Genomic DNA, 24,835 nt, shown 5'->3' with positions numbered 1-24,835 from the left:
TACAAGTTTTATGCCTAGCAAATTTGCAAAATTTATCGCTTATCAAACGCGCTTCCAGCCGAGTCGGCGAAATCAACCGCTTTCCCAGCGTATTTTTCGGTGGCTTTTATATCCTCTTGCACCCACGCGATTTTATTTCGCGCACTTTTATATGCGCTATCGCCCATAAAAAGGCTAAATGGTGGCTTTGGCATACGCGAAGTTTCATAAATCACTTTGGCAAACGCTTGAGGGTTACCCGCTTGCTTGCCGTTATACGAGCGTGCGTTTGCAATAGCTGCCTCGCGCTTTTTGTCATAATCTGTGATTTGTATATCACTCATTTTATAGCTCGTGCCCAAAAACTCCGTGCGAAAGCCCGCAGGCATCACATTTACCACCGCTATGCCAAAGTCGGCTAAATCAAGCATTAGCCCCTCGCTTAGCGCGGATAGCGCAAATTTGCTCATACTATATGGCGTGCTACCATTTGGCACGCGAAATCCAGCAATCGAGCTAAGATTATAAATCCGCGCTTTTATATTCTGCGCATTTCCGCCCTCACTCTTTGCCTGTGGGCGCATAATTTTTAGCGCGTTTTGCGCGACTAAAAAGGGCGCAAAAACATTGACTTCAAACTGCTCCCTTAGCTGCTTTTCGCTCACTTCCTCTACAAAGCCACCAAGCCCGTATCCTGCGTTATTTACGACATTATCAAGTCGCCCAAATTTGCGCTTTACTTCAGCGATATTTTGCGCGACTTGCTTATCTATGTTTTTTTCAAATGTAAGCGTGAGTGCGAGGAAATTTTCACTCTTTGCCAGCTCGCCAAATTTCGCTTCCAAATTGCCCTTTTTGCGCGAAGTGAGCGCGACTTTGTCGCCTTTTGAAAGCAAGTATTTTGCTAGGGCAAAGCCAAGCCCACCGCTCGCACCTGTGATATACCACGATTGTTGATTTTTCATTGCGTCTCCTTTGCTTTGTGGATTTTGGGATTTTTGCGGGTTTTGTGAGTTTGTTTGATTTGTTTGCGCTGTGTCTTTGAAGTCTTTTGCCACCAGAGGCACGGCAGTGGCTAACGCCGTGATTCCCGCAAATCTTGCGAATTTTGCGTATCTTGTGAATCACGCCTTAAGTTGCGCAAATCACTTGCGCTTAAATCTCGCGCGAAATCTTGCAATTTTCGCTGTGTTTTTTCATTCATATTCGCTCCTTTTATAATGGATTTTCCCCTCTAGATTCTAGAATCTAGAAATAAAAACGCAATTATAAAAGATGAGAGCAACTCTAAGTCAAGGGGTAAATGCAAATTTTGCAAAAATTATCTAAAATATGTAATGTGTGAATCAAGTGGCGTTTGAAAATATGTTTTTGGCTTTTTTATGCCAAATTTGGCTACAATAGCGCAAAATCTAAAAAGGACGCAAATGCCAAGTATCAAAATAAATCTAAGCGAAACTCAAGCAAGGTTTATGCTCCCACTGCTTGATGAACTGCATATCGACTACACGCAAGAATATGAGCTAAGCGATGAGGAGCAATCACGGCTTAAAGAAACGCTTGAGCTTTACAAAAATGACAAACTTGAGTTTGTCTCTTCAGCTGAATTTCAATCCCAAATGGCAAAGCACAAAAAAGATTTAGAAAGCAAATATGGACATAATTTATAGCCAAAGATTTATAGATGAGTTCAAAGACATTTTAGAGTTTATCGCGAAAGATAGCCTCACAAACTCGCTAAATTTTGAAGCAGAGCTAAAAGCAAAATCGATGCGCTTGGCTTTATGCCATATCGTTTTAGACAAAGCACAAAAATAGATGATAAAAATGTGCGTGATATGGTGTTTAAGGGCTATGTCATCATTTACGCAGTGGAGCAAGAGTGCATAAAAGTGCTTGGAATCTATAAAGCAAAAGCGTGGAAACCTTGAAATTTTTGCAAAAATTTGTGCGTGTGAAATTTTATGTGCGTTTATATGTGTGAAAAATATTTGCATTAAACTTTAAGCCAAATATGCTAACATCTCTTGCAATTTTGCCAAAAACATAAAAAATCTAAAGGCAATCTAAAAGCCACGAATAAATGGAAATGACAAAAATGACAACAGCACTAGCTAAGCGCGAAAATCATACCGACTTTGAACCGCATAAAGACTCATCTTTGGCAAGTGCATCGCAACTAAAAACCCAAGACCTTACCTTTGCAAATTGCGATTACAAAGAGCTTGTAGCTGATATGCACAAGCAAGGTTTGCAAGTGGATTGTATCCTAACCGACCCGCCCTATAATATTTCGCGCAATCATCAGCTTGGGTTTTCAAATATGGGCAGAGCGGGAATGGATTTATTTGTCTAAAAACAATGTTTTAGACGGAGTCCAATCTTTAGCAAAACCATCTGCTTTTTGTAACCACCTTTTGATTCTATCTTTGGGTGCAACGCTTTCTCCCCAATACTCCACAAAAAGTGCGTCTTCCATAAGAAATGCGGCTTCTATCATTTCGTATTCTATAAGTTTTAATGCTCTTTGAATATATATTCCACCATTATCATCGTTGCTTGGATTTGCAACGCTACCTGCAGAAAATAAATCTCTAGCCTGATGACATAAGACACCGTGATATGTTAAAAGATATAAAACCATATCATCATATTTATTTTTAGAACGACCTGATTTTACTATTGAAGGACACAGTAAAGCCGCTTCAGCTCTTAGCTTAGTTTTTTCTTCCAAACCAAGATTAGTATATAATCTAGCTTGTAATGGCGTAGTGTGAGTGTCTGCCTCTCTATCATCTATCCACCACAAACGCCCATCTGGATGAATTTTTCTAGCATAAGACCTTATATAGCGCATTTTTTCTTGCATAGGCAATGAACGAAAATTATCATAAGAAACACCCATTTGTTTAAATAGCGATTCTTTTTGCTTTGTTATATCAGGTTGTAATTCAACTTCAAATCTTGGAACATGAGAGGTTCTCACATGAATTACACTATTTTCATATTCAGCCCATCGCACTTGCGGTGTTCCACCCATTTTACCAAACACAATATAGATATGCTTTACTTCATCTATACGGTGCGTTTCTAATACGTTATTTGCAACACTCCGCCAAGTATCATTAAGAGTAAATTTTACTTCGACACCATATTGTCCCATAGCAATATCTGGAAATGCTTGTGGATGCGGGTTAAAATCAATATTAAATTTATTGGATGTTTTTGTGAGATTATGCAATACTTCTCTAACCCTGTTTTCAAATTGCAATGATGTTTTAAATATACCTTTTTGAGATTCTGCGGTAAGCTCAATACAGCATTTATCCAAAATTGATTCAAAATCATTCTTTGTCATATATTACCTACTCTAAATTATAGATTTGATAGAGCTAGCAATATGCCACGCCAAGACAGGTGGAACAGCATTGCCTATTTGTCGTTCCGTCTCCCTTAATCCGCAAGGAAACACAAAACTATCGGGGAATGATTGTATTCTTGCTGCTTCGCGCATTGACATTCGTCTAGGTAAAGAATAATGAAATTGTATATTCCCATGACATTCTGCCCTAATAGTGTATCCTGCTCTATCAGCCAATAATTTTCTATTCCCTTGTTCTGCGCTAGCCTTTGCTTCACTCCAAATGTGTGAAAACTCCTTATCATAAGGATGCAATTCCAAATCTTGTAAAGCAGTTTTAGCATTTATTGGAATCTTGCACACTTGTTCCGGTGGAACAAATTCAGTTAAATCACTTCTAGTTCCGACAAATATAACTCTTTGTCTAGTTTGAGGAACTCCATAATACTCAGCATTATAAAGTTGATAGTTAAGATTGTAGCCCAATGAGTGAAAATCATCTAATATTTTATCAAGAGAATCCTTATGCTGTTTTAACAACAAACTGCCAACATTCTCTACTACAAATACTTTTGGTTTAATGCGTTTTATAGCTTTAACAATGCTTGTATATAAGCCACTTCTTGTTCCTTTTACCCCAACCATTTTACCATTTATTGATATGTCTTGACAAGGAAAGCCACCGATAATAATATCTGCATATATTGGCATACTATCAAATTTGTTGTTTATATCTCCCTCAACAATATGGTTTCCCAAATTTTTTCTATATGTTTTGCAAGCCGCACTGCTAATCTCATTTGCCCAAATAATTCTAAAACCAGTCTGCTTATAATATTTCTTAAGAAAATAAAACCCACCTACAAAACCTAAATCCATACCACCACAGCCAGAAAACATAGAAACAATCGTTGCTTGTTTCGCAGATTTTTGCGCTTTTTTGATTTTTGGATTATCAATGTCTGGTATAAAAGCTAAATTATCAAATTTTTGTATTGATTTTGATGCTGACATATCCACCTCGCCTAGTCTTTCATAGAATTATACAAAACTATTGTATATATTTTAAGAATTTTTTTTATCAAAAATTCTGCGCGAAAGAGTTTGATAGCAAGCTCGCTCCCATTAGCATTTCTAGCTTTATTACGCTTGTCGAAAAAAGCGCGACATTTAGCGAGTTTAGCGCGAATTTTGATAGGCTTTTTGTGGATAAACTTTTGCGCGATAAAACAGATGAGTATGTCGATAGTGTGAATTTTGCCAAGTGAATTTTCTAAAACAAGGGGCGTAAAAAGGGCGAGTGAAATGCGCAAAATTGTAGCGCGGATAATGAGCACAAAAAACGCGTGCGTAAAATCCACCCCCACTTAAAATCACACATTTTCTAGAATCTAGACAGACACACTCTCACGCGTGAATCGCACGCGAATTCCCTAATATTCACGCGCGATTCGCACAAATCAAACCCACAAATCCAAAAATCTACTTCGCTTTTTTTAGTGCAGTTTTGTATTCCTCATCACTTACTTTCTCAAGCCAATTCACATTATTGCCCGCCTTTACGCCTGTAAGCGCGATATGTGCGCCACTTTGTTTATCAGTCGCGCCGTGCCAATGCTTCAAATTTGGCGGGCAAAGGATTGTGTCGCCCTCACGCGCGATTTGCACATCGCCTTGCTCCGTGCCTGTGATGATGACGCCTTTGGTAACGATAAGCGTTTGCCCCGCAGGGTGTGTGTGCCACGCACTTCTAGCCCCGCGCTCAAACTCCACCAATCCCCCGCCAAAGGGACGATAGGGCGCGTCATTAAAAAGTTTGGTTACTTTGACTTTGCCTGTGAAAATCTTATCATCGCCTACAAATCCACCCAAACTCCCCGCTTTCACAATCTCTTGGGCTTCTTTTGCATTCGCCACATTTGCTAGACTTAGCACAATCGCGCCTGCTGCAATCACGCTTCTAAGCACTGCACTTCCAAAAAGTGCGCTTCTAAAAGCCCCGTTCATAAAAACCACATTTCCCAAATCCGCGCTTAGCGCGATAGATTTCGCTCCTTTCATATTCACTCCTTTTGCTCTAAATTTAGGCTAGCTAGCCACCTGCGGATACTTGACTTGTTTGCCCCGAAGTTAAACTTCTCTCCACCTTTGACTATCGCATTTGGGGCTAGCTTTTGCATTTCACGCGGTGCGGGGTCGATACCGCTCCCACCGCTCGTGCAAAATGGCACGATGATTTTGCCACTAAAATCCGCGCTTTCTAAAAAGCTAAAGATGATATGTGGCGCGTTATACCACCACACGGGAAATCCTATGATTATCACGCTAAAAGGTGTTATGTCGATAGTTTGGGTAAGCTCGGGGCGTGAGGCTTTGTCCTTGCACTCGATTGTGGTGCGACTTTGCTCATTTGTCCAGTCCAAATCCGCCTTGCTGTAAGGCACTTTTGGCGCGATTTCAAAAAACTCCACCTTACCAAACTTGCCAGATTCGCCCGCCTCGTTAGATTCACCACTATCGCTTACAAACTCACTCGCCACTTTTGCGATACTCTCCGCGACTTCTTTTGTGATACCACTCGCGCTAAAATACGCTACTAAAATATTCATCTTACGCCTCCTTTGGTTTTTGCGTTGGTTTTTGATAATTCTCAAGCGTTTTTATGATTTTGGCTGGATTTCCTCCTACGATGACATTTGGCGGGACATCTTTTGTTACCACCGCACCCGCAGCGATTATGGAGTTTTCGCCTATGCTTACGCCCGGGCAGATTGTCGCACCGATTCCTACCCACACTCTATCGCCTATTTTCACGCCCTTGCAAAATGTCGCTTGGCGATTGTAGGGGTTGAAGTCGTGGTTTATCGTGGTGATTCGCACATTTGGGGCTATCCACACATTATCGCCGATTTCTATCCCACCTCTATCCATAAATGTGCAGTTTTGTTGCAGTAAAAAGCCCTTGCCTACGCTAATGTTTTTGCCAAAATCCACAAAAAACGGCGGCATTATCCAGCAGTCCTGCCCCACTTCTTTGCCGATGATTTGGCTAAAAATCCCACGCACTTTATCGCTATTTGGTGGGAGTTTGTTTAGCTCGTAGCATAGGTTTTGCGTTTGCTGTATAACGGCTAAAATCTTGCCAAATTCAGGGTCATTCATATCCACCATTTCCCCGCTTCTATCTCTCTCAAATATATCTTTACTCATTGTTGCTCCTTTTTAGAATTTAAATTCTAGATTTTTATCCTCGCTTAGCGCACTTGGGATTGCTCTTTTTGGTTGTAACGCTCACCTATGATTTTTATCGCTGAAATCTGCTTCTCAATCTCGCTTATCTCGCTTTGGCTAAGGCGTATTTGCGTAGAGCGCAGGTTTTCCTCCAAATGCGCTAGCTTGCTTGTGCCTGTGATAGGCACGATAAATGGCTTTTTGTGAAGCAACCAGCTTTGTGCGATTTGCGCGGCGGTGTAGCCCCTTTGTTGCCCAAAGGCATTTAGCACTTCGACAATGCGTAAATTTGCGCGAATCGCTTCTTTTTGAAAGCGTGGCAATGCTATGCGGTTGTCGTTTTTCTCATCAAAGCGCGTCCATTCGCTTATCGCACCGCTTAAAAATCCACGATTGATAGGCGAGTATGGCACAAATCCTATGCCTAGCTCCTCGCATAGTGGCAAAATCTCTTTTTCTACGGTTCGGTGCATTAGGTGATATTCGCTCTGAATCGCGGTAATCGGCACAAGCGCGTGGAATTTCCTAATAATATCCGCGCTCACTTCGCAAAGCCCAAATCGTTGCACCTTGCCTTCTTTCATTAACTCATTTATCGTTTGTGCCACAGATTCGATAGGTGTTTGTGCGTCAAATCTATGCTGATAAAGTAGTGGAATGCTTTCAATTTGCAGTCGCTTTAGGCTACCCTCCACAGCACGGCGGATATTTTTGGGCGAACTATCGGGCTTGCCTGCGATAACCTTACCATTTTCAAAAGCAAAGCCAAATTTTGTGGTTACAAAGATTTTATCCGTATAGCCCTTTATCGCCTCGCCCACAAGGGTTTCGTTAGTGAGTGGTCCATAGATTTCAGCCGTGTCAAAAAGCGTGATACCGCGCTCAATGGCTTCGTGGATAAGCGCAATCGCCGCTTTTTTCTCTAGCCTCACGCTACGATGATGATTTAGCCCCATACAGCCAAAGCCAAGATTTGAGACGCGCATAGCATTTTCCCCACTGCCTAGAGTGCGGTAGTCTGTGATTTGCGCGATTTGGCTAAGTTTGAGATTTTTGCCCTCTTTTGGTGGGGTTTGGCTTTTTGTCGCGCCAAACGCCACATTTGGCACAAATCCTAGCACTCCATTTAATAGCCCCATTGAAGCGAGTGTCTTTGCACCATTGCCCAAAAACTCTCGCCGTTTTTCATTGTCTAAATTCTGCATTCTCGCTCCTTAAATTTAGGTTTCCCCTCTAGATTCTAGAATCTAGAAGTGTGAAAATGCAATTATAAAAGATGAGAGCAACTCTAAGTCAAGGGGTAAAATGCAAATTTTTGCAAAATTTTTTTTGTATTGTGGAAAATTTACAAAAAGGAGAGTTTCAAAAAAGGAAAAAAAAGGATTTAGGGCTTTATCTCTAATTTTTTTTGCGCACATTGATTGAGAAACATATTCATTAGCGATTGATAAGGCACGCCTTGTTTGCTTGCCATAGCCTTAAAATACTCTATGGTTTCGACATTGAGGCTGATTGAAATCTGCTTTTTTTGTGCTTTTTTGGTGTCTTTTGGCAAATCTTGCCCTGCAATCGCCTTTGCATAAGGATTTGGCATAGACTTTGAAAAATCATATTCTTTTTTCATAAAAACTCCTCGTATTGTTTTTGCTCATTTTGCGTTGCCCTGCGTGCCGAAATTATGCGAACCACGCCATTATCTTGCCTAAAGCAATGCACCACGACTAAGATTCGTAGCCTCTCACTCATTCCTAAAATCACAAACCTATCCTCATCTTTTGAGTGATTTTCATCATAAATCACCCTTGCACGCTCATCGTTAAACACGCTCTTTGCTTCATCAAAGGATACGCCGTGCTTGGAGAGATTGCTTTGTGCTTTTGTGCTGTCCCACTCAAAACTTATCATAGCGATATTATATAGCAAATATCATAATGTTTTGATTTTTGCAAAATTTTCGTGTTTTTTAGATTTTGTGAGGAAATTTTTGGTGTTTTTGCCCTTGACATTAGTCCCTAAAAAGACTATAATTCGTCCCCATAAAGACTAATTTAGTTAAGAAAATACCAAAACCACAAAGGGGTAAAGCAATGAAAAAAGAAATCACACACGCCCAAATCCACGATTTTAACAAGCTGTATTTTAAGATTGTGGGATTGTATACAAGGCTTGAGAATGTGCTTGGGATAAACACGCATCTTTGCAAGGTTTTACACGGCTTAGCAGTGAGTGATTTGCGCACGCAAAAAGACATCGCTCAAAGCTATGAAATGCCAAAGCAAACGATAAATAATGTGATTTTATCGCTCCAAAAACAAGGCTTTGTAGAAGTGCAAACAAGCCCCACAGATAAGCGCGAAAAACTTATATATTTGACGCAAAGTGGGACAAAATACGCGCAAGATTTTATCGTGCAATACACGGATTTTGAGCGAGAAATCTACCAAAGGCTTGGCACACAAAAGTTAGAAAAACTTATAGCAATTTATGCGGATTTTGAAGTAGCTTTTAGTGAAGTGCTAGGTGAGATTTCCGCGCGTAAAGCGCAAAATATGGAGCAAAGCACCCAAAATCAACAAACCCAACAAAACGGAGGTGCAAAATGAATGCGTGGATTGTGCTAGGAGTGGCGATTGTGTGTGAGATATGCGCGACTAGCTCGCTTAAATACAGCGCAATAAGTGGCAACAAACTCTTTATCGCGCTTTTTGCACTTTTTATGAGCGTGAGCTTTGCCCTGCTGTATCAGGCAATCAAAAGCATTGACTTAAGCATAGCGTATGCTGTGTGGAGTGGCGTAGGGCTTGTGCTAGTGGGAGTGGTGGGCTTTGTGGTATTTAGAGAGGAAGTAAGCGCGATAAAAGTGCTTTGTATGGCACTCATAGTTATCGGTGTAGTGGGACTAAAGCTCCTCTCAAAGGCATAAAATTTGAAGTGTAAGATTTGTAGGCAACTTGCGTAAAACACTCTATCACAAAAGCAATTTGCCATAATCGCATATCCACCACATTTCACAAAATCTCGCAAACTTTTCTCGCTCAATAAAATCTCTATCTTAGCTCACAAACCACTATTTTCCACTACGAGCAAATCCCAAGCTACACTTCCCCGCTTATCTCACAAACAGCAAACCCAAAAACACAATATAAAAAAACACGATGAAAAATTCTATGCGACTTTATTTTTACAACCCCTTGACATAATAATATATTTTTTATACAATCAAGTTTTTATATTATATAAAAATCATAACTTAAAAGGAGCGACAATGCCAAAAAATCCCCGCGTAATCGCCTATTTTGAATTTACGCACCTTTGCACCCACTGCGATTACACGCCCTGCGATTTCGTGTCCGGGAATCATCGGGTAGTTTGGTTTGCCGTGCTCGCCCAAAACTGCGTGCAAGTCGCTGTGGCAAATCCCTGCATAGAGGATTTCTATGAGTATGTCATTTGCGCCTAATGGGTGGCGCGTGAAGCTATGGGGCTTAAATTTGAAATCCTTGCTAAAAGCTGCGTAGCCTTTGCTTTGGATTCGCGCTCCGCTTTTTGCTTGGGCTATTGCTTCATTTGAGCCGATGATTTGGCTTGCGCTTGTTGCGCTTGCAGTGCTTTGCGCTTGTGCACTGCTAAAAATCGCGCCACCAAAAAGGGCTACACCCGCGCTTAATTTGGCAGAGTTTTTGACAAACTCACGCCTTGTTTCATCGCGACAATCGCGTTGCGTGTCGCGCAATTTACCTTGCAATTTATCTTGAATGTTTGTTTTCATTTTTACTCCTTTTAAATATGAGTTTTGCGCTTCTAGATTCTAGAATTTAAAACACAAAATGAAATTATAAAACTTGAGAGCAACTATCAGTCAAGGGAAAATCACGAAGTTTTTATCAAAATGCGTAAAAATGATTTTTGAAATGAAGTTATAATGCAAAATATTTCAACACAAAGGGATTTTGTGGCTTACAACCAAAGTTTTTTCACTCCTCACATTTTCACTTACACCGCTAAAGAGCTAGATTGCCTAAAAGCAAAGGACAAAAGGCTTGCAAAAGCGATTGACAAAATCGGCACAATCACGCGCGAGGGCGAGCGCGATATATTTGCAAGCGTCATTCATCACACAATCGCACAGCAGATTTCCACCAAAGCCCAAGCAAGCATTTGGGCGCGATTTTGCGCACTTTTTGGCGAAGTAGAGAATGAGAGAAAAAATGTGGAAAGTGCAAAAAACACAGATTCACAATCCAAGCAAAAAGCCCAAGCCCTCTTAGCCATAGACATAGACAAAATCCGCGCTTGTGGGATTTCCTCGCGCAAGGCACAATACATTTTAGACTTCGCCCACAAAGTGCAAAGCGGGGAGTTTGACATAGAAGCGGTGGCAAAAATGAGCGATGAAAAAGCCATAGAAAGCCTAATCAAACTTCGTGGGATAGGCGTTTGGACGGCAGAGATGATACTGCTTTTTTGCTTGCAGCGCAAGGATATTCTAAGCTATGATGATTTGGCGTTGCAGCGCGGGCTAAAAATGCTCTACGCGCTTAAGTGTGAGGGCAAAAATGGCAAAATCCCAAAAGAAGTGTTTGCGACATATAGGGCGAGATTTAGTCCCTATGGCAGTATCGCAAGCCTTTATCTTTGGGAAATCGCAAGCGGGAAATTTGAGATTTAGGGGGTTTAGAATTTTTATCGTATTTTATAAATTTTGGTGCTTTTATAAATTTTGCGCTTTTTATGAGCGCGGAAGCGAAAAGGCGAAAAATCTAAGGAGTAAAAAATGGCAAGTAGTGAAGCGTTTAAAGACTTTGTCTTGTGGCGATTAGAGCAGTGTGCTAGGGAACATTTAAATGGCGCGTTTGCCTTTAGTGCGCGAAAAATGTTTGGGGAATATTGCGTATATATCAGTGAGTTTGGGAGCTTGGAAAGCCAAAGGAGTAAAAAAGTGCTGTTTTTGCTCTGCGATGAGCAGGTGTTTATCAAAAAGTATGAAGTCTTAGATGAGATTACTAGCGAGTATGAGGGGTTTTTCGCGCTTGGATTCCCTTTTGTCGGTGCGAGGGAGCATTATATTTTAGACATTGAAAACCTTGAGCTACTAGCTAAAATAGTGCAATCCACCCTACCCTATCTACCCACACCAAAGCCAAAAAATACGCACCAAAACAAGCAAGCAAAAACAAGAAAGCCAAACTTGCTAGAGCAATAAAAATGATGATTTTTAATTATACGCCAAACTCTCGCTTATATTTTACTTTGCTATCTTTTTCAATGTGTCGCAAAATCGCACCATAAAAAATACTAAAATTGTGGCAAAAAATTTGTGTTGATAGATTATGATTCTATCCAAAGGCACGAGCTATGTGCCAAAATCCGCACAAAAATCTAAGCCAAAATCCACATAAGGAAAATCACAAATGAAAAAATACGCAAAAGAATTTTTAAAAAACCCTCTGCAAAATTCTGCCCTGCTGTATGCAATCGTAGGCGTTGCAAATACGATTGTGGGGCTTGGCGTGATATTTGCGCTAATGTATGTGGGAGTAAAGCCTGAAGTTGCAAATCCTATTGGCTATGTCATAGGGTTTTTGAACTCATATTTTCTAAATAAAAAATTCACTTTCAAGTCGGCAAACTCGCACAAAAGGGACTTTGTGAGGTTTGGCGTGGCTATGGGCGTGGCTTACCTCATAAACCTAGCCGTGCTACTTGGAATGCACTATGGGTGTGGCACAGATAAATACATAGCCCAAATCATCGCAAGTGTGTGCTACACCATAAGCGGATATTGCATTAGCAAACTTTGGGCTTTTAAGCCAAGCAAGTGAGGTAAAATCAAGCATCGATAGCAAAAAATGATAAAGCTACTTGCGATAAGTTTAGCAAAAAATAGAAAAAATTTCTTTTTGAATCATAGTGTGAAAATTTCAGCTATATCAACTAAGATTGCGTTTTTTGAATCGTCTTTGTGAAGTTTGATAAGAAGCTAAAAAAAGTATAAAAAAGAATGGCTCCGGATGCAGGATTCGAACCTGCGACCAAGCGGTTAACAGCCGCCTACTCTACCGCTGAGCTAATCCGGAATCTAAAAAATATCGCCTAAAAAACTAAAAAGAAATAAAGGCAAAATTCTACGAAAAAATCGCGCTAATGTCAAGGTTTTGCGCAACAAAAGCGCGGATTTTGTCTATTTTTATTTTTTAAAACTACAAAAAAGATTTGATTCTCACATTTTTGTCTTTGCTTTTATCCCTAGCAATGATAGCCCTTGCGTGATTGATAGGCTTACAAGTTTTGAGATTTTTAGATATATTGCTTCGTTTTTGCTACCCAAAATCTTAGTAGCATTGTAAAATCCGTGATATGCGCTTGAGAGGTTTTTTAGGTATTCACAGATTTTTTGCAAGCTCCTCTCCTCATACGCCATTTCCGCTATGCGTGGCAAAAGCAATGCCAAAAACGCTAGCTCCATTATATCGCTATTTTCTTTGCCCTCTTGGCTAGATTCTAGCTTCGCACTCAAAATCTCCCCCTCGCTCAAGCTAGATTTTGCACACATTGTGTGGATTCTAGCATTTGCATAGTTGATATAAAATATAGGATTGCTTGCGTCCTCCTTGCTAAGCATATCTATGTCAAACTCCAAATGTGTATCGGGCTTTTTTGTCAAAAACACAAACCTGAGCTCATCTGCACTAATCTCATCAAGCACTTCGCCAATCAAAATAAAATTCCCCGCTCGCTTGCTCATCTTGTATGGTTTGCCTTCTTTTAGCAGGCTTACCATTTGTGCTAGCAAGACTTCAAGCCTAGATGAGTCAAATCCCAAAAACTCCATAGAAGCCTTTACTCGTGGGATATAGCCGTGATGGTCGGCACCCCAAATATTTATCAGCCTATCAAATCCGCGCTTATACTTGTAACGATGATAGATAATATCCCCAGCTAGATATGTTGGCTCGCCATTTTCTCGCACCACCACCCTATCTTTCTCATCGCCAAATTGGCTAGATTTTAGCCAGATTTTGCTATCTTTATCATAGACACCGTTATTTGATTTTAGCTCTTTTAGAGTATTCTCCCACTGCGTATAGAGGCTTTTCTCACTTACGAAATTATCAAAACAAATGTGCAATCTCTCCAAATCAGTCTTAATAATCTCTAGCATAAGATTTTTGCCGAAATCTCTTAGTTGCTCAAGGTTTGAGATTATGTTTTTTAGCAAGAAAAAATCCTTGCCAAAATGACTAATGGCATCTTGTGCCGCTTTAGCAATATACTCGCCTTTATAAGTCTCTCCTGCCTCCTCCGCCTCTAGCAAAATCTGTGGTAAAGGGCTAGCATCTAGTATCCTTAGCCCGCTAAGTGCGAGTGAATACGCTAGCTTATCCATTTGAGCACCAGCGTCATTTATATAGTATTCTGTGGTGATATTTTTCCCTAGATATTCCCCCACACGCTTCAAGCTATCGCCATAGACAGCACCTCGTGCGTGCCCTATATGAAGCGGTCCTGTGGGATTTGCGCTGACATACTCAAGGAGGATTTTTTCTTGCTGTGATTTTTTTTGCGTTAGAGTATTTTCAAACGCACTCTGTATGCAGTGATGAAAAAACTCGGCACTCAAAGTGAGATTGATATAGCCATTCACTTGAGATACTTTGCTAAACTCGGCTTTTGATTCTAGTTTAGCGCATATTTCTTGTGCGATTTGTGTAGGAGGAAGTTTTTTAATCTTTGCTAGACTAAAAGCTATGGGTGTGGCAATATGCCCAAAATCTTTATTTTTAGGTAGCTCTAAGACTACCTCTTGCCCTACGATTTCACTTATGATATTTTTGATAGAAGCAAACATAATTTGTGATTTTATCTAGTTGGGCTTTATCTAGCTTGTGCTTTTTGTCGTTTCTGTAAAATTGCCAAGTGGATTATGCTTTCTTAGAGCGTCCACGCTTTTTGGGAGAATCTACCTCGCTAGAAGAAGTAGCACTAACAGAAGCAGTGGCTTTGCTTACAGAAGTCTTTGTACTAGAGCCTTTTGGACGAGCACGCCCTCTTGTGCTTTGGGAAATCTGTGGCTGTGAGGTGCTAGCTTCTATGATTGTTTGCCCTGAAGTATTGGCAACGCTACTAGACTCCTCATCATCATCTTTTATTGCCTTTTTAAAGCCCTTGATTCCTGTGCCGATACCTTTCATAAGTTCGGGGATTTTTTTGCCACCAAAAAGTATCAAAACCACCGCTATGACAATAGCCCAATGCCACCAGCTACCTGCTCCCATTTATCGCTCCTTTATTAAAATTTTGCAAACAAAAACGCTGATAAAATGCTTAAACAAAAAATGTTATTGTAAAATTTTTTATTAAATAAAAATCCCACAGAATCGCAAAATATTCTATTCAAAATCTTTTTGCTAGCCTTTCCACTCCTGCATAAGCAAATCAGTGATTGCCTCTTGGGTGAGAAACTCTAGCGAAGTAGCAATATGCAAAATCGCACTTTTTGCTTGTGCTATATCATCATTTATTATCACATAATCAAACTGCGAAATATGCTGCATTTCGTTATAAGCGTGCAAAAGTCGTAGCTCAATATGCTCCTTGCTATCGCTTTGTCGCTTCTCTAGTCGCTCACGCAAAATCTGCTTGCTTTTTGTCGTTACAAAAATAGATTTTGCTAGCTCGCCATAATGCTCTTTTATGCTTCTATGTCCCTGCACATCGACATCAAAAACCACTAGCTTGCCTTGATTTAGTGCTTTTTGGATAGGCTTTAGAGAAGTGCCGTAGTAGTGATTATGCACTTGAGCCCATTCCAAAAACTCACCCTTTTCTATATCTGCGATAAATTCCCTTTCGCTAACGAAATGATAATGCTTGCCGTCCCTCTCGCCATCACGCATAGCCCTAGTCGTAGTAGAGATAGAAAAATACATATCGCTTATGGATTCTTTTAGCGCGGTGCAAAGGGTGGATTTCCCCGCACCACTAGGACCTGAAAGCACCAAAATCCTACCGCATTTTTGCTCTAAACGATTTTGAATCTTTTTGGGATTTTTAGTGCAATCAACCGTGCTAGACTTTGGAGAATTTTTCTGTGATTGTTGTGATTGTGTATTGCGTGATTGCGTTGCTTGTGGTTGCATTTTATACCTTATATCGTAGTTGTTGCCCCACTTTTTCTAGCTCCGTTTTTTGCCCCGATTTTACTACGCTTTTATGCTTTGCTCTCTACTATTCTTGGCAGATAGCTAATCCTGCGAGAAGTCAATATCAATGCGAATATGCGCTCCCTCAAGCAGTGAGCTAATCTCCTCTGCACTTTTATTGGCGAGTAGCTCTGTGATAAGTCGCTTTTGCGTAGATTTGGCACTTGATGATTTGGTAGAATCTTTTGAGCTAGATTTCACACTAGAGCCAAAATCCAAGCTAGAATCTTTGGTATCAAAATCTTGTGCCACAACTTTTTCAAGCGAAGTGTCTAGCTCGGCGATAGCCGTATCTAGTCCGCTTATAGAATCTTTTGATTCTATTAAATTTTCTAGCTCTTCCAAAGATTTTGGCAACTCGGTTTTTGGCATATCGCCCTCATCTAGGCTACTTGCTTCTAAGTCGCTAGATTCGCTCGCTTCCAAGCTATCATCTAAGCTGCCCGCTTCTGCGCTATAAGCACTATCTATATTATCTATTTGCAAACCACCCTCCTCTAAGCCACTTGCTGCCAAATCTTTGCTTAAGTCATCTTGTGCCAAATCCTGCAAATCATTCTCTAGCACACTCTCTAGTTCCATTCCATTTGCCAAATCCTCTTTAGAATCCTGCGTACTAGAATCTTTAGTGCCTGCTTGCGCTTCATCGGGTTGTGATTCTGCCTGCTCGCTCAAACCTGCCAACTCAAGTGCTTCATCTATATTGCCAACCTCATCTTTAGCTGTGTCATCTACTTGGCTTACCTCACTAGGTGGCTCTCCCTCTGCCAAATCATTTTGCAAGACCGTTGGTGTCTCTTCTTCTAAGCCTTTTTGCAAATCCTGCTCCAAATTTTCTTGCAAATCCTTTATTACTTCCTCTTGTATGGATTGTGTGGCTACTTCTTTGTCTGCGCTTGCTTCTTGTGGGGCAAGAGACTGTGCTACCTCATCGCTTATCTGCTCTTTTGCCACCTCTGCTATGCTGGTATCCTCCACGCTAGCATTCGCGATAGACTCTTGTGGAGTTTCTACCACTGATTCTTGGCTAGAATCTTGTGTACTTTGAGCACCCTGCTCTGCCACACCCAAATCACTCAAAGGTTCTTCCCTACTTCCTGCAAAAGCCTCTTTATCCAAAGTATCCCCACTAGCCAAATCACTGCCCAAATCCTCCTCGCCTAGCACTTCCATAATATCACTTTCGCTCAAATCCGCAAACTCTCCTCCCTCGCTAGCCTCTTTGGCATTTTCTTGCGCGGATTCCTCTTGTGTGGATTCTTGGATAGGTGCTTGTGCTTCTTGTTGTGCGCTAGACTCACTAGCTTCTACATTACCAATCTCCTCCCCAATAGATTCTTGTGATTCTTTGCTTACACCCTCATCGCTTATGCCTGCTAGTGCCTCGCTAGCCAAATCACTATCCGCGCTAATTTCTGCGCTATCCACACTCTCTGCACCTTTTGCCTCATCTATATCATCTGCTAATCCTGCGATTTCATCTGCGCTATTTGCCATTCCCTCGACTTGTGTTCCTGCATTTTCAGCAAGCAAGTCTTGTATCTCTTGGGCTTCATCTTTGTCAAGCACGCCACCTTGAGCGGCAAAATCTGGGCTTGATTCTTGCGCTTCTTGCATATCTTGTGGCAAATCCCCTCCATTACCATTTGTGCCACTTGCACTATCTGCTACACCTGCTATGTCATCAGTCGCTTCATTTGCAACCGCTTCACTTGAAGTGTCTAAGCTATCAAGGCTATCATCCAAACTATCTAAGCTGGCTAAATCATCTTGTCTTTTATCCAATCCCACTCCCAAATCCGCACTTGCGCTTTCGCCCAAATCCAAATCGCCACTCAACCCCTCATCACTACCAATGTCATCTCCAAGCAGTTCATCACGCTCACTCATATCACTAGAAGCCACGCTAGAATCCGCACCAAAATCCGCGCTAGGAGCACTATCTGTGCCGCCTAGCCCATCTAGATTCCCAAGCACAGAGGCAGTGCCCAAATCATCTAACTTATCCAAGCTATTATCTAACTGCCCATCTAATGAACCATCTAGAGAATCACCCAAAGAGTTATCTAAAGAATTCTCATCAATGCTATCCAAATCCCCTGCCAAACTCTCTCTTATGTCTAAAGCAGAATCTAACTCATTAGGTTCTGCACTATACTGCCCTGCAGATTCCCCACCTAGCGCATCCACTGAAGCAGGCTCGCTTAAAAAATCAGGCTCATTAGAAATATCCTGCACCGCACCTAAATCATTGCCACCCAAATCATCTACGCTCGCCCCACTTTTTTCTCGCTCAAGCGCAGCTAGGCTTTTATGCTCGATATTTTCCCCCACCTCTAAGAAATTTTCCTCCTCATCTACTTGTTCTTTTTGCTCTTTTGCACTTTGGGCACTTGTCTTTGTCTCCACCGCGTCAGTATCAGGCAATGGTGGCAACTCCAAATTCCCCTCAAATAAATGCTCATCTTTCAAATCAAATTCATTAAGCGGTATATCTTTGATAGGTTCTATCGGTGTTTTTTGCTCCTCTTCAACAGCCCTATTGAAATCCTCGCCCCTATTTACAAGCTCTTTGCGCAATAGCTCCAAAATCTGCGTAGGCAAAAATGGCTTTTGGACAAGGTATTTAAACTCATTTAGAGGTTTGCGCCGTGAGTATATAAGACAGCTTAGAGATTCTGTGCCGATTTGCTTAGCGCGTTTTGTATCGCTACCTAGCGCATTCTCATCGACAAACAAAAAGCAATCCTCCAGCATAGAAGAATCAACCTCTTCTAGGCTAATAAAATGCTGCACTTGCAACCCCGTCTTTTTCGCACAAGCCTCAATCAGCTTTGACACCATTAAATCTGTGTTAGCTATGACAATCTTCATACACGCCTACCCATTTCGTAGATAAAATGCTACAATTATACCAATTTTTTGACAAAAGGATTGCCAAATGAATAAGTTGCTAGCAAATTTTGTTCTCTTTTTATTCCTATCTACTTCCAGCACACTACTCGCAAGAAGCGAACTTTTTATGATGCCTTATGAACAATCCCAAGCTCTAAAAAGCCTACAAGACGCATTTAAACGCGCTCAAAAAAGCATAGATATTTCAATTTATAGTTTTACAAACCGAGAGATTGCAAAAACCTTGAGAGATAGCGCAAATAGAGGTGTAAAAGTGCGCATAATATATGACAAAGATAGTGCCAAAGACGCCCGCTCCACCATAGGCTACCTCGAAAAATACAACAACATAGCCACCTGCACGCTAAAAGGTCGCAAAGCCCAAAACGGCAACTACTACGGCATAATGCACCAAAAAATGGCAATAGTGGATAAAAATATCCTCTACATAGGTTCTGCGAATTGGAGCAAAAACGCCTTTGAAAACAACTTTGAAACGCTTTTTTATGATGATGATTCTTATCTTGTAAATAAAGCACTAAACGCATTTGAAAAAATGATAAAAGAATGCGAGAAGTTCTAAAAAATTTTAGTATCTTTTAGCAAAACCTAAAATCCCTATTTGCCTCAATCACTAAGGCACACTTTCTAAAACCCAAGTAAAGCAACATTTGCAAAAATAGCAGACTTTAACCACCAAATTCTACACAGATAAATCTCTCGCCCATTCCATTTGGACTAAGTAGCTCACGCACTCTTAGCACTTCTTGCTGATAGATTTGCATTTTGGGATTTTGTGAGATTTCACTTTGTGAAATTTGATTTTGTGAGGCTTGATTTTGCAAATCTTTATTTTGTAGATTTTGATTTTGCGGATTTTGGCAAAAAAGAAAAAACTCCTCTAGTAGCCTATCTATGCCAAACTCCACAAGCGCAGCATTTAGTCGCCATTTGGCTTGCAATCTCACACCAAATGAACCAAAAAGCGCGATAATACGCGAAAAATCCACTTCATAAGTCAAATCACACTTGCCAAAAAGCCCGCGCAAATCCGCGCAAATTTCTTCAAAGCTAAGCACTCTATGTGCCTTATATCCACGCAAAGTTACCTCATCTCTTGCCACCTCGCTACCATAATCAAAGCTCAAAAACCTCCACGATTTGAGATTATCTTGGGATTTGATAAAATCACAAACACTTCTTATAAAAGGCTTTAGTCCAAGCGAAATCTCGCCGTTTTGGACTTTGTCTAGCTTTTTTTGAGAAATCATTTTTTGTAGATGATTTTTATAAAATCTAGTTTTTTTGTTTTGTGCGTGTGATTGTCCTATCTGTGATTGTAGCTTTTGTATTTGTCGCTCTATTTCATCATCGCTACGCCACACAATCCTATCAAAATCCTTGATAAAGCAAAAGTGATTTTCCCTCACCACCTCGCAAGCAAACGCATCAAAAAGCTCATTGCTTAGCATAAAAATACTTTTTTCATTAGCCAGCTTTAGCTCGCTTAAATCTTTTAGTGGTGTTATGCGCGGATTTTGCAACTGCATTTTGCGCAAAATCTCTAGTGGCTCTATGCTAAAAAACCTTGTTTGCTCTAATACTCCCACACTCAAAATATCTAAAAAATCAATAATATCGCTAAGAAGCATCCCACTATGCGCACCAAACTCCACAACACCAAGTGGCAACTCTAGCTTGCCACACTCAAGCAAGTCAATGATATGTCTTGCGATAGCACCACCAAAAAATCGCGACACACTCACAGCCGTGTAGAAATCCCCCTCTTTGCCGATTTTTTCATCTCCTTTTGTCGCGCGTGAGTAGTAGCCATTTCTCCCATAAAGCCACTCATTCATATATAGCCCAAAGCTTACCCCAAAATCATCTGCAAAATCCACTCCAAAATCGCTTGCAAAGCCCTTTGCAAAATCCACACTAAAATCCCTCATAAACCCTACCCCAAAATCAAAATCTATCAAAATGGATTCTAGGGTCGATGAGTGTATAAACGATGTCGCTAATAATCCCCACCACAAGACTAAGAAGCGTGAAAATATATAGCGTGCCAAACACCACAGGATAATCCCTACTCAATATACTCTCATACCCCAAAAGCCCCAATCCATCAAGGCTGAAAATAATCTCAATCATCAAACTACCGCTAAAAAAGATTCCCATAAAAGCCGCAGGAAAAGAAGCAATCACAATTAGCATAGCATTACGAAAAATATGCCCATATAGCACGCGATTTTGACTTGCTCCTTTTGCATAGGCACTTAGCACATATTGTTTGTGTAGCTCCTCTAAAAACGAATTTTTGCTAAGCAGCGTAAGCCACGCAAAACCACCGATAGAAAGGCACAGCACAGGAAGTGTGATATGCCACAAATAGTCTTTAATCTTTCCTATTGTGCTTAACTCTTTAAAATCCTCACTCACAAGCCCACGAAGCGGGAAAATATCCCATTGCACCGCAAAAAGAACGATAAGCAAAATCCCAAACAAAAACGCAGGAATAGCATTGCCTATAACAATAGCAAGTGAGCTAAGAGAATCTAGCAATGAGCCATTTTTGCGAGCTTTGTAAATCCCTAGCGGAATAGAAATAAGATAAATCAATATCGTGCTAAAAAGCCCCAAAGACACTGACACAGGTAGCTTTTCTACTATCAAATCCCACACGCTGATTTTGCGATAGTAGCTATTTCCTAGCTCAAAAGTCGCGTAGTTTTTTATCATTAGCCAAAATCTCTCCATTATGCCTTTATCAAAGCCATATTGCTTTTTTAGCTCCTCTATGAGTTCGTTTGGCAAGCCTTTGCTTGCTTTGTATTCACTTATCTTTATTCCCGCGCTTGCTTCGCCTTTTGCACTCATTTCAAGTTTGTTTGTCATATATTCCACAGGACCGCCCGGTGCTAGCTGAATGATAAAAAAATTTATAGCAATAATGCCTAAAAGTGTAGGAACAATGAGAAATAATCGCTTGCAAAGGTAGGAAAACATCGCCAAATCCTTATTTGCAGATTTTTAAAAAGATTGCAAAATATCATATTAAAGCTAAAACGACTGATTTTTAGCGTGATGTTAGATTTCTAAATACACTTAAAAAATAGCTAAAATCTCAAATCCACACAATAAATTCACGCACAAAATCACGCCGTAAGTGTTTCTAAAATCTTTAAGTCAAACCCACCAAGTGCTGCAAACTCGCGTCTATTGTTGCTGATTAGCTTAAATTCTCGTATGTCAAGTTTTTTTAGAATCTGCGCTCCGATTCCAAAGTTTTTTACCAAATCCGTTCTTGTCGAAGCGTCATTGACAAATACAAGATAGCCTCCCTCTTTTTGCAATTTTTTGACGCACTTTAGCAAAAAGTCAAATCGCTTTGCGTTTTGAAGTAGCTCAAAATCCGTTCGTATCGTATGCAATCGCACAAGAGGTGTATCTGGCGAGCCAAACTTAAACGCATAATGTTCTCTATCCAAATGGTCTTTTAGCGTGATTTTTTCACATACGCTTGAGAGAAACTCACTATTTTCACGCGAAGTGATACTAAGTAGATTTTCATTTTGGAGGCGATAAGCTATCAAATCTGACACATAGAGAATCTTTATATTATGCTCTTTACTAAAATCACTCAAAAATCTATCCCCTCTTGCTGCCATAGTGCCATCTTCTTTCATTATCTCACAAATCACGGCTATGGGCTTTACCCCTGCCATTTTGCACAAATCCACTCCCGCTTCGGTATGCCCTGTGCGAACTAGCACACCTCCGTCTTTTGCGATAAGCGGAAAAATATGTCCCGGACGGACAAAATCGCTAGGTTTTGCATTTGGCGCACACATAAGGTTGATAGTCAAATCCCTCTCATAAGCAGAAATCCCTGTCTTTGCTTCCCTAGCGTCAATAGAAACCGTAAAAGCTGTCTCGTGGTTGCTATCGTTTTTTGCCACCATAGGAGGCAAATCTAGCTGCAAGGCAATCTCTTTTGGGACACATACACAGATAAGCCCTCGCGCTTTGCTCGCCATAAAATTTATCTTTTGAGGCGTGCTAAAAATTCCTGCCATTACTAAATCCCCCTCATTTTCCCTATCCTCATCATCCATTACGATTACCATTTCGCCATTTTTTATTGCTTCTATTGCTTTTTCTACGCGGGTTAAATATTCCACAGCAAAATCCTTAAAAAACAAAATTTTGTGCGCATTATACTTCAAAAGTATTGACAAAAAACATAAAGTTTTATAGAATAGCGACTTTGTTTTGCGAAGTCGTATTGGGGTATCGCCAAGTGGTAAGGCAGCTGGTTTTGGTCCAGCCATTCCGAGGTTCGAATCCTTGTACCCCAGCCACTTTTTAGATTCTTTTTCTTTTCTTTAATATCCCCCTTTTTTACTTTTATCGCTTCTTATCGCGGGATAGAGCAGTCCGGTAGCTCGTTGGGCTCATAACCCAAAGGTCGGTGGTTCAAATCCATCTCCCGCAACCAAACCACTCATACTACGCAAACCAACATTAACACTACTCTAAAAAACTAAAAACAATAAAAAAAACACGCAAGTCAAAAACGAATGCTTGCAACAAAAAGCGCACTAAAAGCGTGCTAAAAAGCACACCAAACACACCAAACGCACAAGAAGCACAAACAACGCAAACACACAAAAACCCAAAAAAAAGGAGCAAGCCACAACGATGATTAGCTCTAAGCGCACGATAAAATCCCTCTCCGCACTCTTTATCGCCATTTCCTTTGCTTTCGCTGGCAATGCCCTAGTGGTTGGCTCTATGGGTGTGATTCTAAAGGAGCGCGAAGTAGGAGAGCTCATCATCGGCATTATCGGCGCGTGCTTTTTCATCGGCGCGAGTATGAGCACCATTAGCGCGCATATTTTCCTTGCAAAAATCGGGCACATTCGCGCATTTGGGCTTTTTTGCGCGGTGTTTGCCATTAGCATTATATGCCACAGCCTTAGCCAAAACCTCCTCCTGTGGGTATTTTTGCGCCTAATGCTTGGGTATTGTTATTATGCAATCCTAATGAGCATAGAATCGTGGATAAACCAAAAGGCAAAAAACGCCGTGCGCTCAAGGGTGTTAAGCTTTTATGAAGTCGTATTTTACCTCTCTTTTGGCTGCGGGCTTTTGCTTATCGGCTTGCCTTTTAGTGAAAGCGAGCTTTTCATCATCTCCGCGTGCTTGATAATGTTTTCCTCCATACCGCTAAACCTAATGCGTATTAAAGAGCCTCCCCTCCCGCAAAACTCCTCAATCTCCCTGCCAAGCATTGCTAGTATTCCGCCCTTAGCGCGTGCGGGAAGCTTCATCGCTGGTATGGTTATGGGCGGGTTTTTTGCGCTTGGAAGCGTGTTTGCCCTATCACAAGGGCTTAGCGTGCAGCAAGCCTCTGTCTTTATGTTTTGCGCGATGATTGGAGGATTTTTGGGGCAAAGCTGCATAGGCTTTATCTCTGATGCGCTAGGGCGCAAGTTTGCCATTATCATTAGCGCGAGTGTGGCGTTGCTCGCTGCTGTGCTCTTTTTGTTTGCCCCTGCAAATGTCGCGGTGCAGTGTGGCTTGGCAGTATTGCTTGGCTCTGGGATTTTTTGCCTCTATTCGCTTTCGCTTGCTAGGGCAAATGATATGCTAGAAGACTCCACAAAGCGCGTGGAGATAGGGCGCAGTGTGCTGTTTGTGTATTCTCTTGGCTCACTTGTCGCGCCATTGTTGCTAGGGATTGCTATGGAGTTTTTTGGCGCAAATGGCTTTATGGGATTTTACGCGCTAAGTTTGGCATTTTTGATTGCCTTTGGGCTTGATAAACCAAACAAAGAGGGCAAATCCACAACCAAGAATTTAAAAAATTTCATCGGCGACTAACCCGCGATTTTTGCTTTATCGCTTTTTTTGCACTCATCTTAGCCAACTCAACGCTAGCAATTCACATTTTTGGCAATCATATCAACTTTATGGATTTGTTAAAACTTTTGGTTATAATTTCACAAATTTTTGCAAAAGGGGCGAAATGACTGCAACAGCAACTAGCACAGCTATGACTGCTACCGCCGTCTATAACGAACTGCGCTTAGAGCATTCCCTAGAGATTATCGCACAAAAACTTTTCCTCCACACAGGCACTTTGAAGCGGTGGGAAGCT

The 24,835-nt window shown here is 41.0% G+C and carries 27 protein-coding genes, 3 tRNA genes and 2 pseudogenes; 13 read left to right on the top strand and 19 right to left on the bottom strand.

The window, feature by feature from the left end; translation table 11 throughout:
* Positions 1 to 32 precede the first annotated feature (32 nt).
* Together CQA40_RS08105 and CQA40_RS11685 are read right to left on the bottom strand one after the other, a co-directional pair.
* The gene (locus CQA40_RS08105; RefSeq protein ID WP_147290186.1) at positions 33 to 944 is read right to left on the bottom strand and encodes an SDR family oxidoreductase; all 912 of its coding nucleotides are present in this window, start codon (positions 942 to 944) and stop codon (positions 33 to 35) included.
* A gap of 110 nt (positions 945 to 1,054) precedes the next feature.
* Positions 1,055 to 1,183: a hypothetical protein gene (locus CQA40_RS11685; RefSeq protein WP_258864507.1), complete on the bottom strand. Its 129-nt coding sequence runs from the start codon at positions 1,181 to 1,183 to the stop codon at positions 1,055 to 1,057.
* Between the two features lie 223 nt (positions 1,184 to 1,406).
* Between CQA40_RS11685 and CQA40_RS08100 the strand changes: the two genes are divergently transcribed.
* The 3 genes from CQA40_RS08100 to CQA40_RS08090 all read left to right on the top strand — a co-directional run bounded on the left by CQA40_RS08100 (position 1,407) and on the right by CQA40_RS08090 (position 2,335).
* Positions 1,407 to 1,649 (top strand): hypothetical protein, encoded by a 243-nt coding sequence (locus tag CQA40_RS08100; protein ID WP_147290185.1) that lies wholly within the window; start codon positions 1,407 to 1,409, stop codon positions 1,647 to 1,649.
* A gap of 114 nt (positions 1,650 to 1,763) precedes the next feature.
* A complete protein-coding gene (locus tag CQA40_RS11680) occupies positions 1,764 to 1,910 on the top strand; it encodes a hypothetical protein (protein WP_258864506.1) in 147 nt (48 codons plus the stop codon).
* A 167-nt stretch (positions 1,911 to 2,077) separates the two neighbouring features.
* Positions 2,078 to 2,335, top strand: coding sequence for a hypothetical protein (locus CQA40_RS08090; protein WP_147290184.1), 258 nt, complete (start codon positions 2,078 to 2,080; stop codon positions 2,333 to 2,335).
* Here the strand turns inward: CQA40_RS08090 and CQA40_RS08085 are convergent.
* Both CQA40_RS08085 and CQA40_RS08080 read right to left on the bottom strand, forming a co-directional pair.
* Positions 2,324 to 3,337, bottom strand: coding sequence for a restriction endonuclease (locus CQA40_RS08085; RefSeq protein ID WP_115520363.1), 1,014 nt, complete (start codon positions 3,335 to 3,337; stop codon positions 2,324 to 2,326). The two genes, CQA40_RS08090 and CQA40_RS08085, sit on opposite strands and share 12 nt — an antisense overlap.
* A 12-nt stretch (positions 3,338 to 3,349) precedes the next feature.
* Complete coding sequence (locus CQA40_RS08080) at positions 3,350 to 4,354, bottom strand: DNA cytosine methyltransferase (RefSeq protein WP_115520362.1); 1,005 nt, start codon at positions 4,352 to 4,354, stop codon at positions 3,350 to 3,352.
* Between CQA40_RS08080 and CQA40_RS08075 the strand changes: the two genes are divergently transcribed.
* Positions 4,345 to 4,608, top strand: coding sequence for a hypothetical protein (locus CQA40_RS08075; protein WP_115520361.1), 264 nt, complete (start codon positions 4,345 to 4,347; stop codon positions 4,606 to 4,608). The two genes, CQA40_RS08080 and CQA40_RS08075, sit on opposite strands and share 10 nt — an antisense overlap.
* 214 nt (positions 4,609 to 4,822) lie before the next feature.
* Here the strand turns inward: CQA40_RS08075 and CQA40_RS08070 are convergent, their stop codons facing one another.
* The 6 genes from CQA40_RS08070 to CQA40_RS08045 form a co-directional block, all read right to left on the bottom strand.
* Complete coding sequence (locus CQA40_RS08070) at positions 4,823 to 5,347, bottom strand: cupin domain-containing protein (RefSeq protein ID WP_115520379.1); 525 nt, start codon at positions 5,345 to 5,347, stop codon at positions 4,823 to 4,825.
* Between the two features lie 56 nt (positions 5,348 to 5,403).
* Complete coding sequence (locus tag CQA40_RS08065; protein WP_115520360.1) at positions 5,404 to 5,949, bottom strand: flavodoxin; 546 nt, start codon at positions 5,947 to 5,949, stop codon at positions 5,404 to 5,406.
* A 1-nt stretch (position 5,950) separates the two neighbouring features.
* A complete protein-coding gene (locus CQA40_RS08060) occupies positions 5,951 to 6,550 on the bottom strand; it encodes a sugar O-acetyltransferase (RefSeq protein WP_115520359.1) in 600 nt (199 codons plus the stop codon).
* Between the two features lie 44 nt (positions 6,551 to 6,594).
* Positions 6,595 to 7,776, bottom strand: a complete 1,182-nt coding sequence (locus CQA40_RS08055; protein ID WP_258864505.1) for an aldo/keto reductase — start codon at positions 7,774 to 7,776, stop codon at positions 6,595 to 6,597.
* A 179-nt stretch (positions 7,777 to 7,955) separates the two neighbouring features.
* Positions 7,956 to 8,195 carry a CopG family antitoxin gene (locus CQA40_RS08050; RefSeq protein WP_115520358.1) on the bottom strand — a complete coding sequence of 80 codons (240 nt, stop codon included), beginning with the start codon at positions 8,193 to 8,195 and terminating at the stop codon, positions 7,956 to 7,958.
* On the bottom strand, positions 8,192 to 8,476 hold the full coding sequence (locus CQA40_RS08045) for a BrnT family toxin (protein ID WP_115520357.1): 285 nt from the start codon (positions 8,474 to 8,476) through the stop codon (positions 8,192 to 8,194). Before CQA40_RS08045 ends, CQA40_RS08050 begins: the two co-directional genes overlap by 4 nt.
* A 182-nt stretch (positions 8,477 to 8,658) precedes the next feature.
* On the opposite strand from CQA40_RS08045, the gene CQA40_RS08040 reads away from it, so the two are divergent.
* Together CQA40_RS08040 and CQA40_RS08035 are read left to right on the top strand one after the other, a co-directional pair.
* On the top strand, positions 8,659 to 9,174 hold the full coding sequence (locus CQA40_RS08040; protein ID WP_115520356.1) for a MarR family winged helix-turn-helix transcriptional regulator: 516 nt from the start codon (positions 8,659 to 8,661) through the stop codon (positions 9,172 to 9,174).
* The gene (locus CQA40_RS08035) at positions 9,171 to 9,494 is read left to right on the top strand and encodes a multidrug efflux SMR transporter (protein ID WP_115520355.1); all 324 of its coding nucleotides are present in this window, start codon (positions 9,171 to 9,173) and stop codon (positions 9,492 to 9,494) included. The genes CQA40_RS08040 and CQA40_RS08035 overlap by 4 nt, the downstream gene beginning before the upstream one ends.
* A 351-nt stretch (positions 9,495 to 9,845) precedes the next feature.
* On the opposite strand, the pseudogene CQA40_RS11675 reads toward CQA40_RS08035, so the two are convergent.
* Positions 9,846 to 10,130 (bottom strand): annotated as a pseudogene (locus tag CQA40_RS11675) (alcohol dehydrogenase catalytic domain-containing protein); the annotation flags it as partial.
* A 363-nt stretch (positions 10,131 to 10,493) separates the two neighbouring features.
* Between CQA40_RS11675 and CQA40_RS08025 the strand changes: the two are divergent.
* From CQA40_RS08025 to CQA40_RS08015, 3 genes are all read left to right on the top strand, one after another.
* Positions 10,494 to 11,240 carry a DNA-3-methyladenine glycosylase gene (locus tag CQA40_RS08025; protein ID WP_115520353.1) on the top strand — a complete coding sequence of 249 codons (747 nt, stop codon included), beginning with the start codon at positions 10,494 to 10,496 and terminating at the stop codon, positions 11,238 to 11,240.
* A gap of 105 nt (positions 11,241 to 11,345) precedes the next feature.
* Complete coding sequence (locus CQA40_RS08020; protein WP_181882893.1) at positions 11,346 to 11,774, top strand: transcriptional regulator; 429 nt, start codon at positions 11,346 to 11,348, stop codon at positions 11,772 to 11,774.
* A 208-nt stretch (positions 11,775 to 11,982) separates the two neighbouring features.
* The gene (locus tag CQA40_RS08015; RefSeq protein ID WP_115520352.1) at positions 11,983 to 12,393 is read left to right on the top strand and encodes a GtrA family protein; all 411 of its coding nucleotides are present in this window, start codon (positions 11,983 to 11,985) and stop codon (positions 12,391 to 12,393) included.
* Between the two features lie 180 nt (positions 12,394 to 12,573).
* Here CQA40_RS08015 and CQA40_RS08010 read toward each other — a convergent pair.
* The 5 genes and pseudogenes from CQA40_RS08010 to CQA40_RS07990 all read right to left on the bottom strand — a co-directional run bounded on the left by CQA40_RS08010 (position 12,574) and on the right by CQA40_RS07990 (position 18,648).
* Positions 12,574 to 12,648 (bottom strand) — tRNA-Asn (locus tag CQA40_RS08010).
* Positions 12,649 to 12,791: 143 nt separating this feature from the next.
* Positions 12,792 to 14,420 (bottom strand): arginine--tRNA ligase, encoded by a 1,629-nt coding sequence (gene argS / locus CQA40_RS08005; RefSeq protein WP_115520351.1) that lies wholly within the window; start codon positions 14,418 to 14,420, stop codon positions 12,792 to 12,794.
* A gap of 279 nt (positions 14,421 to 14,699) precedes the next feature.
* Positions 14,700 to 14,847: pseudogene (tatA, locus tag CQA40_RS11670) on the bottom strand (twin-arginine translocase TatA/TatE family subunit); the annotation flags it as partial.
* Positions 14,848 to 14,979: 132 nt separating this feature from the next.
* Entirely contained in the window at positions 14,980 to 15,711 is a 732-nt protein-coding gene (gene gmk / locus CQA40_RS07995) for a guanylate kinase (RefSeq protein ID WP_115520349.1), read from the bottom strand.
* A 105-nt stretch (positions 15,712 to 15,816) separates the two neighbouring features.
* On the bottom strand, positions 15,817 to 18,648 hold the full coding sequence (locus CQA40_RS07990) for a hypothetical protein (protein ID WP_115520348.1): 2,832 nt from the start codon (positions 18,646 to 18,648) through the stop codon (positions 15,817 to 15,819).
* A 67-nt stretch (positions 18,649 to 18,715) separates the two neighbouring features.
* Between CQA40_RS07990 and CQA40_RS07985 the strand changes: the two genes are divergently transcribed.
* Positions 18,716 to 19,252 carry a phospholipase D-like domain-containing protein gene (locus CQA40_RS07985; protein WP_115520347.1) on the top strand — a complete coding sequence of 179 codons (537 nt, stop codon included), beginning with the start codon at positions 18,716 to 18,718 and terminating at the stop codon, positions 19,250 to 19,252.
* 106 nt (positions 19,253 to 19,358) lie between these two features.
* Here CQA40_RS07985 and CQA40_RS07980 read toward each other — a convergent pair whose 3' ends face one another.
* From CQA40_RS07980 to CQA40_RS07970, 3 genes are all read right to left on the bottom strand, one after another.
* Entirely contained in the window at positions 19,359 to 20,651 is a 1,293-nt protein-coding gene (locus tag CQA40_RS07980; RefSeq protein WP_115520346.1) for an SAM-dependent methyltransferase, read from the bottom strand.
* Positions 20,638 to 21,678: a microcin C ABC transporter permease YejB gene (gene yejB, locus CQA40_RS07975; protein ID WP_115520345.1), complete on the bottom strand. Its 1,041-nt coding sequence runs from the start codon at positions 21,676 to 21,678 to the stop codon at positions 20,638 to 20,640. Before yejB ends, CQA40_RS07980 begins: the two co-directional genes overlap by 14 nt.
* 149 nt (positions 21,679 to 21,827) lie before the next feature.
* Positions 21,828 to 22,853 (bottom strand): bifunctional 3,4-dihydroxy-2-butanone 4-phosphate synthase/GTP cyclohydrolase II, encoded by a 1,026-nt coding sequence (locus tag CQA40_RS07970; RefSeq protein WP_181882892.1) that lies wholly within the window; start codon positions 22,851 to 22,853, stop codon positions 21,828 to 21,830.
* A 105-nt stretch (positions 22,854 to 22,958) separates the two neighbouring features.
* Here CQA40_RS07970 and CQA40_RS07965 point away from each other — a divergent pair.
* From CQA40_RS07965 to CQA40_RS07955, 3 genes are all read left to right on the top strand, one after another.
* Positions 22,959 to 23,033: transfer RNA gene (locus CQA40_RS07965), tRNA-Gln, on the top strand.
* Between the two features lie 60 nt (positions 23,034 to 23,093).
* Positions 23,094 to 23,170: transfer RNA gene (locus CQA40_RS07960), tRNA-Met, on the top strand.
* Between the two features lie 206 nt (positions 23,171 to 23,376).
* On the top strand, positions 23,377 to 24,558 hold the full coding sequence (locus tag CQA40_RS07955; protein ID WP_115520377.1) for an MFS transporter: 1,182 nt from the start codon (positions 23,377 to 23,379) through the stop codon (positions 24,556 to 24,558).
* Positions 24,559 to 24,835: the final 277 nt, after the last annotated feature.

This window comes from Helicobacter sp. MIT 01-3238 (genome assembly GCF_003364135.1).
GTDB lineage: Bacteria > Campylobacterota > Campylobacteria > Campylobacterales > Helicobacteraceae > Helicobacter_B.
This window is presented reverse-complemented; position numbering and strand designations above follow the sequence as displayed.

Bases quoted from the DNA above. Each gene is read 5' to 3' on its own strand.
- CQA40_RS08105 (WP_147290186.1), bottom strand. From the start codon at position 944: ATGAAAAATCAACAATCGTGGTATATCACAGGTGCGAGCGGTGGGCTT.
- CQA40_RS11685 (WP_258864507.1), bottom strand. From the start codon at position 1,183: ATGAATGAAAAAACACAGCGAAAATTGCAAGATTTCGCGCGAGATTTA.
- CQA40_RS08100 (WP_147290185.1), top strand. From the start codon at position 1,407: ATGCCAAGTATCAAAATAAATCTAAGCGAAACTCAAGCAAGGTTTATG.
- CQA40_RS11680 (WP_258864506.1), top strand. From the start codon at position 1,764: ATGCCATATCGTTTTAGACAAAGCACAAAAATAGATGATAAAAATGTG.
- CQA40_RS08090 (WP_147290184.1), top strand. From the start codon at position 2,078: ATGACAACAGCACTAGCTAAGCGCGAAAATCATACCGACTTTGAACCG.
- CQA40_RS08085 (WP_115520363.1), bottom strand. From the start codon at position 3,337: ATGACAAAGAATGATTTTGAATCAATTTTGGATAAATGCTGTATTGAG.
- CQA40_RS08075 (WP_115520361.1), top strand. From the start codon at position 4,345: ATGCTGACATATCCACCTCGCCTAGTCTTTCATAGAATTATACAAAAC.
- CQA40_RS08080 (WP_115520362.1), bottom strand. From the start codon at position 4,354: ATGTCAGCATCAAAATCAATACAAAAATTTGATAATTTAGCTTTTATA.
- CQA40_RS08070 (WP_115520379.1), bottom strand. From the start codon at position 5,347: ATGAACGGGGCTTTTAGAAGCGCACTTTTTGGAAGTGCAGTGCTTAGA.
- CQA40_RS08065 (WP_115520360.1), bottom strand. From the start codon at position 5,949: ATGAATATTTTAGTAGCGTATTTTAGCGCGAGTGGTATCACAAAAGAA.
- CQA40_RS08060 (WP_115520359.1), bottom strand. From the start codon at position 6,550: ATGAGTAAAGATATATTTGAGAGAGATAGAAGCGGGGAAATGGTGGAT.
- CQA40_RS08055 (WP_258864505.1), bottom strand. From the start codon at position 7,776: ATGCAGAATTTAGACAATGAAAAACGGCGAGAGTTTTTGGGCAATGGT.
- CQA40_RS08050 (WP_115520358.1), bottom strand. From the start codon at position 8,195: ATGAAAAAAGAATATGATTTTTCAAAGTCTATGCCAAATCCTTATGCA.
- CQA40_RS08045 (WP_115520357.1), bottom strand. From the start codon at position 8,476: ATGATAAGTTTTGAGTGGGACAGCACAAAAGCACAAAGCAATCTCTCC.
- CQA40_RS08040 (WP_115520356.1), top strand. From the start codon at position 8,659: ATGAAAAAAGAAATCACACACGCCCAAATCCACGATTTTAACAAGCTG.
- CQA40_RS08035 (WP_115520355.1), top strand. From the start codon at position 9,171: ATGAATGCGTGGATTGTGCTAGGAGTGGCGATTGTGTGTGAGATATGC.
- CQA40_RS08025 (WP_115520353.1), top strand. From the start codon at position 10,494: ATGCAAAATATTTCAACACAAAGGGATTTTGTGGCTTACAACCAAAGT.
- CQA40_RS08020 (WP_181882893.1), top strand. From the start codon at position 11,346: ATGGCAAGTAGTGAAGCGTTTAAAGACTTTGTCTTGTGGCGATTAGAG.
- CQA40_RS08015 (WP_115520352.1), top strand. From the start codon at position 11,983: ATGAAAAAATACGCAAAAGAATTTTTAAAAAACCCTCTGCAAAATTCT.
- argS (WP_115520351.1), bottom strand. From the start codon at position 14,420: ATGTTTGCTTCTATCAAAAATATCATAAGTGAAATCGTAGGGCAAGAG.
- gmk (WP_115520349.1), bottom strand. From the start codon at position 15,711: ATGCAACCACAAGCAACGCAATCACGCAATACACAATCACAACAATCA.
- CQA40_RS07990 (WP_115520348.1), bottom strand. From the start codon at position 18,648: ATGAAGATTGTCATAGCTAACACAGATTTAATGGTGTCAAAGCTGATT.
- CQA40_RS07985 (WP_115520347.1), top strand. From the start codon at position 18,716: ATGAATAAGTTGCTAGCAAATTTTGTTCTCTTTTTATTCCTATCTACT.
- yejB (WP_115520345.1), bottom strand. From the start codon at position 21,678: ATGTTTTCCTACCTTTGCAAGCGATTATTTCTCATTGTTCCTACACTT.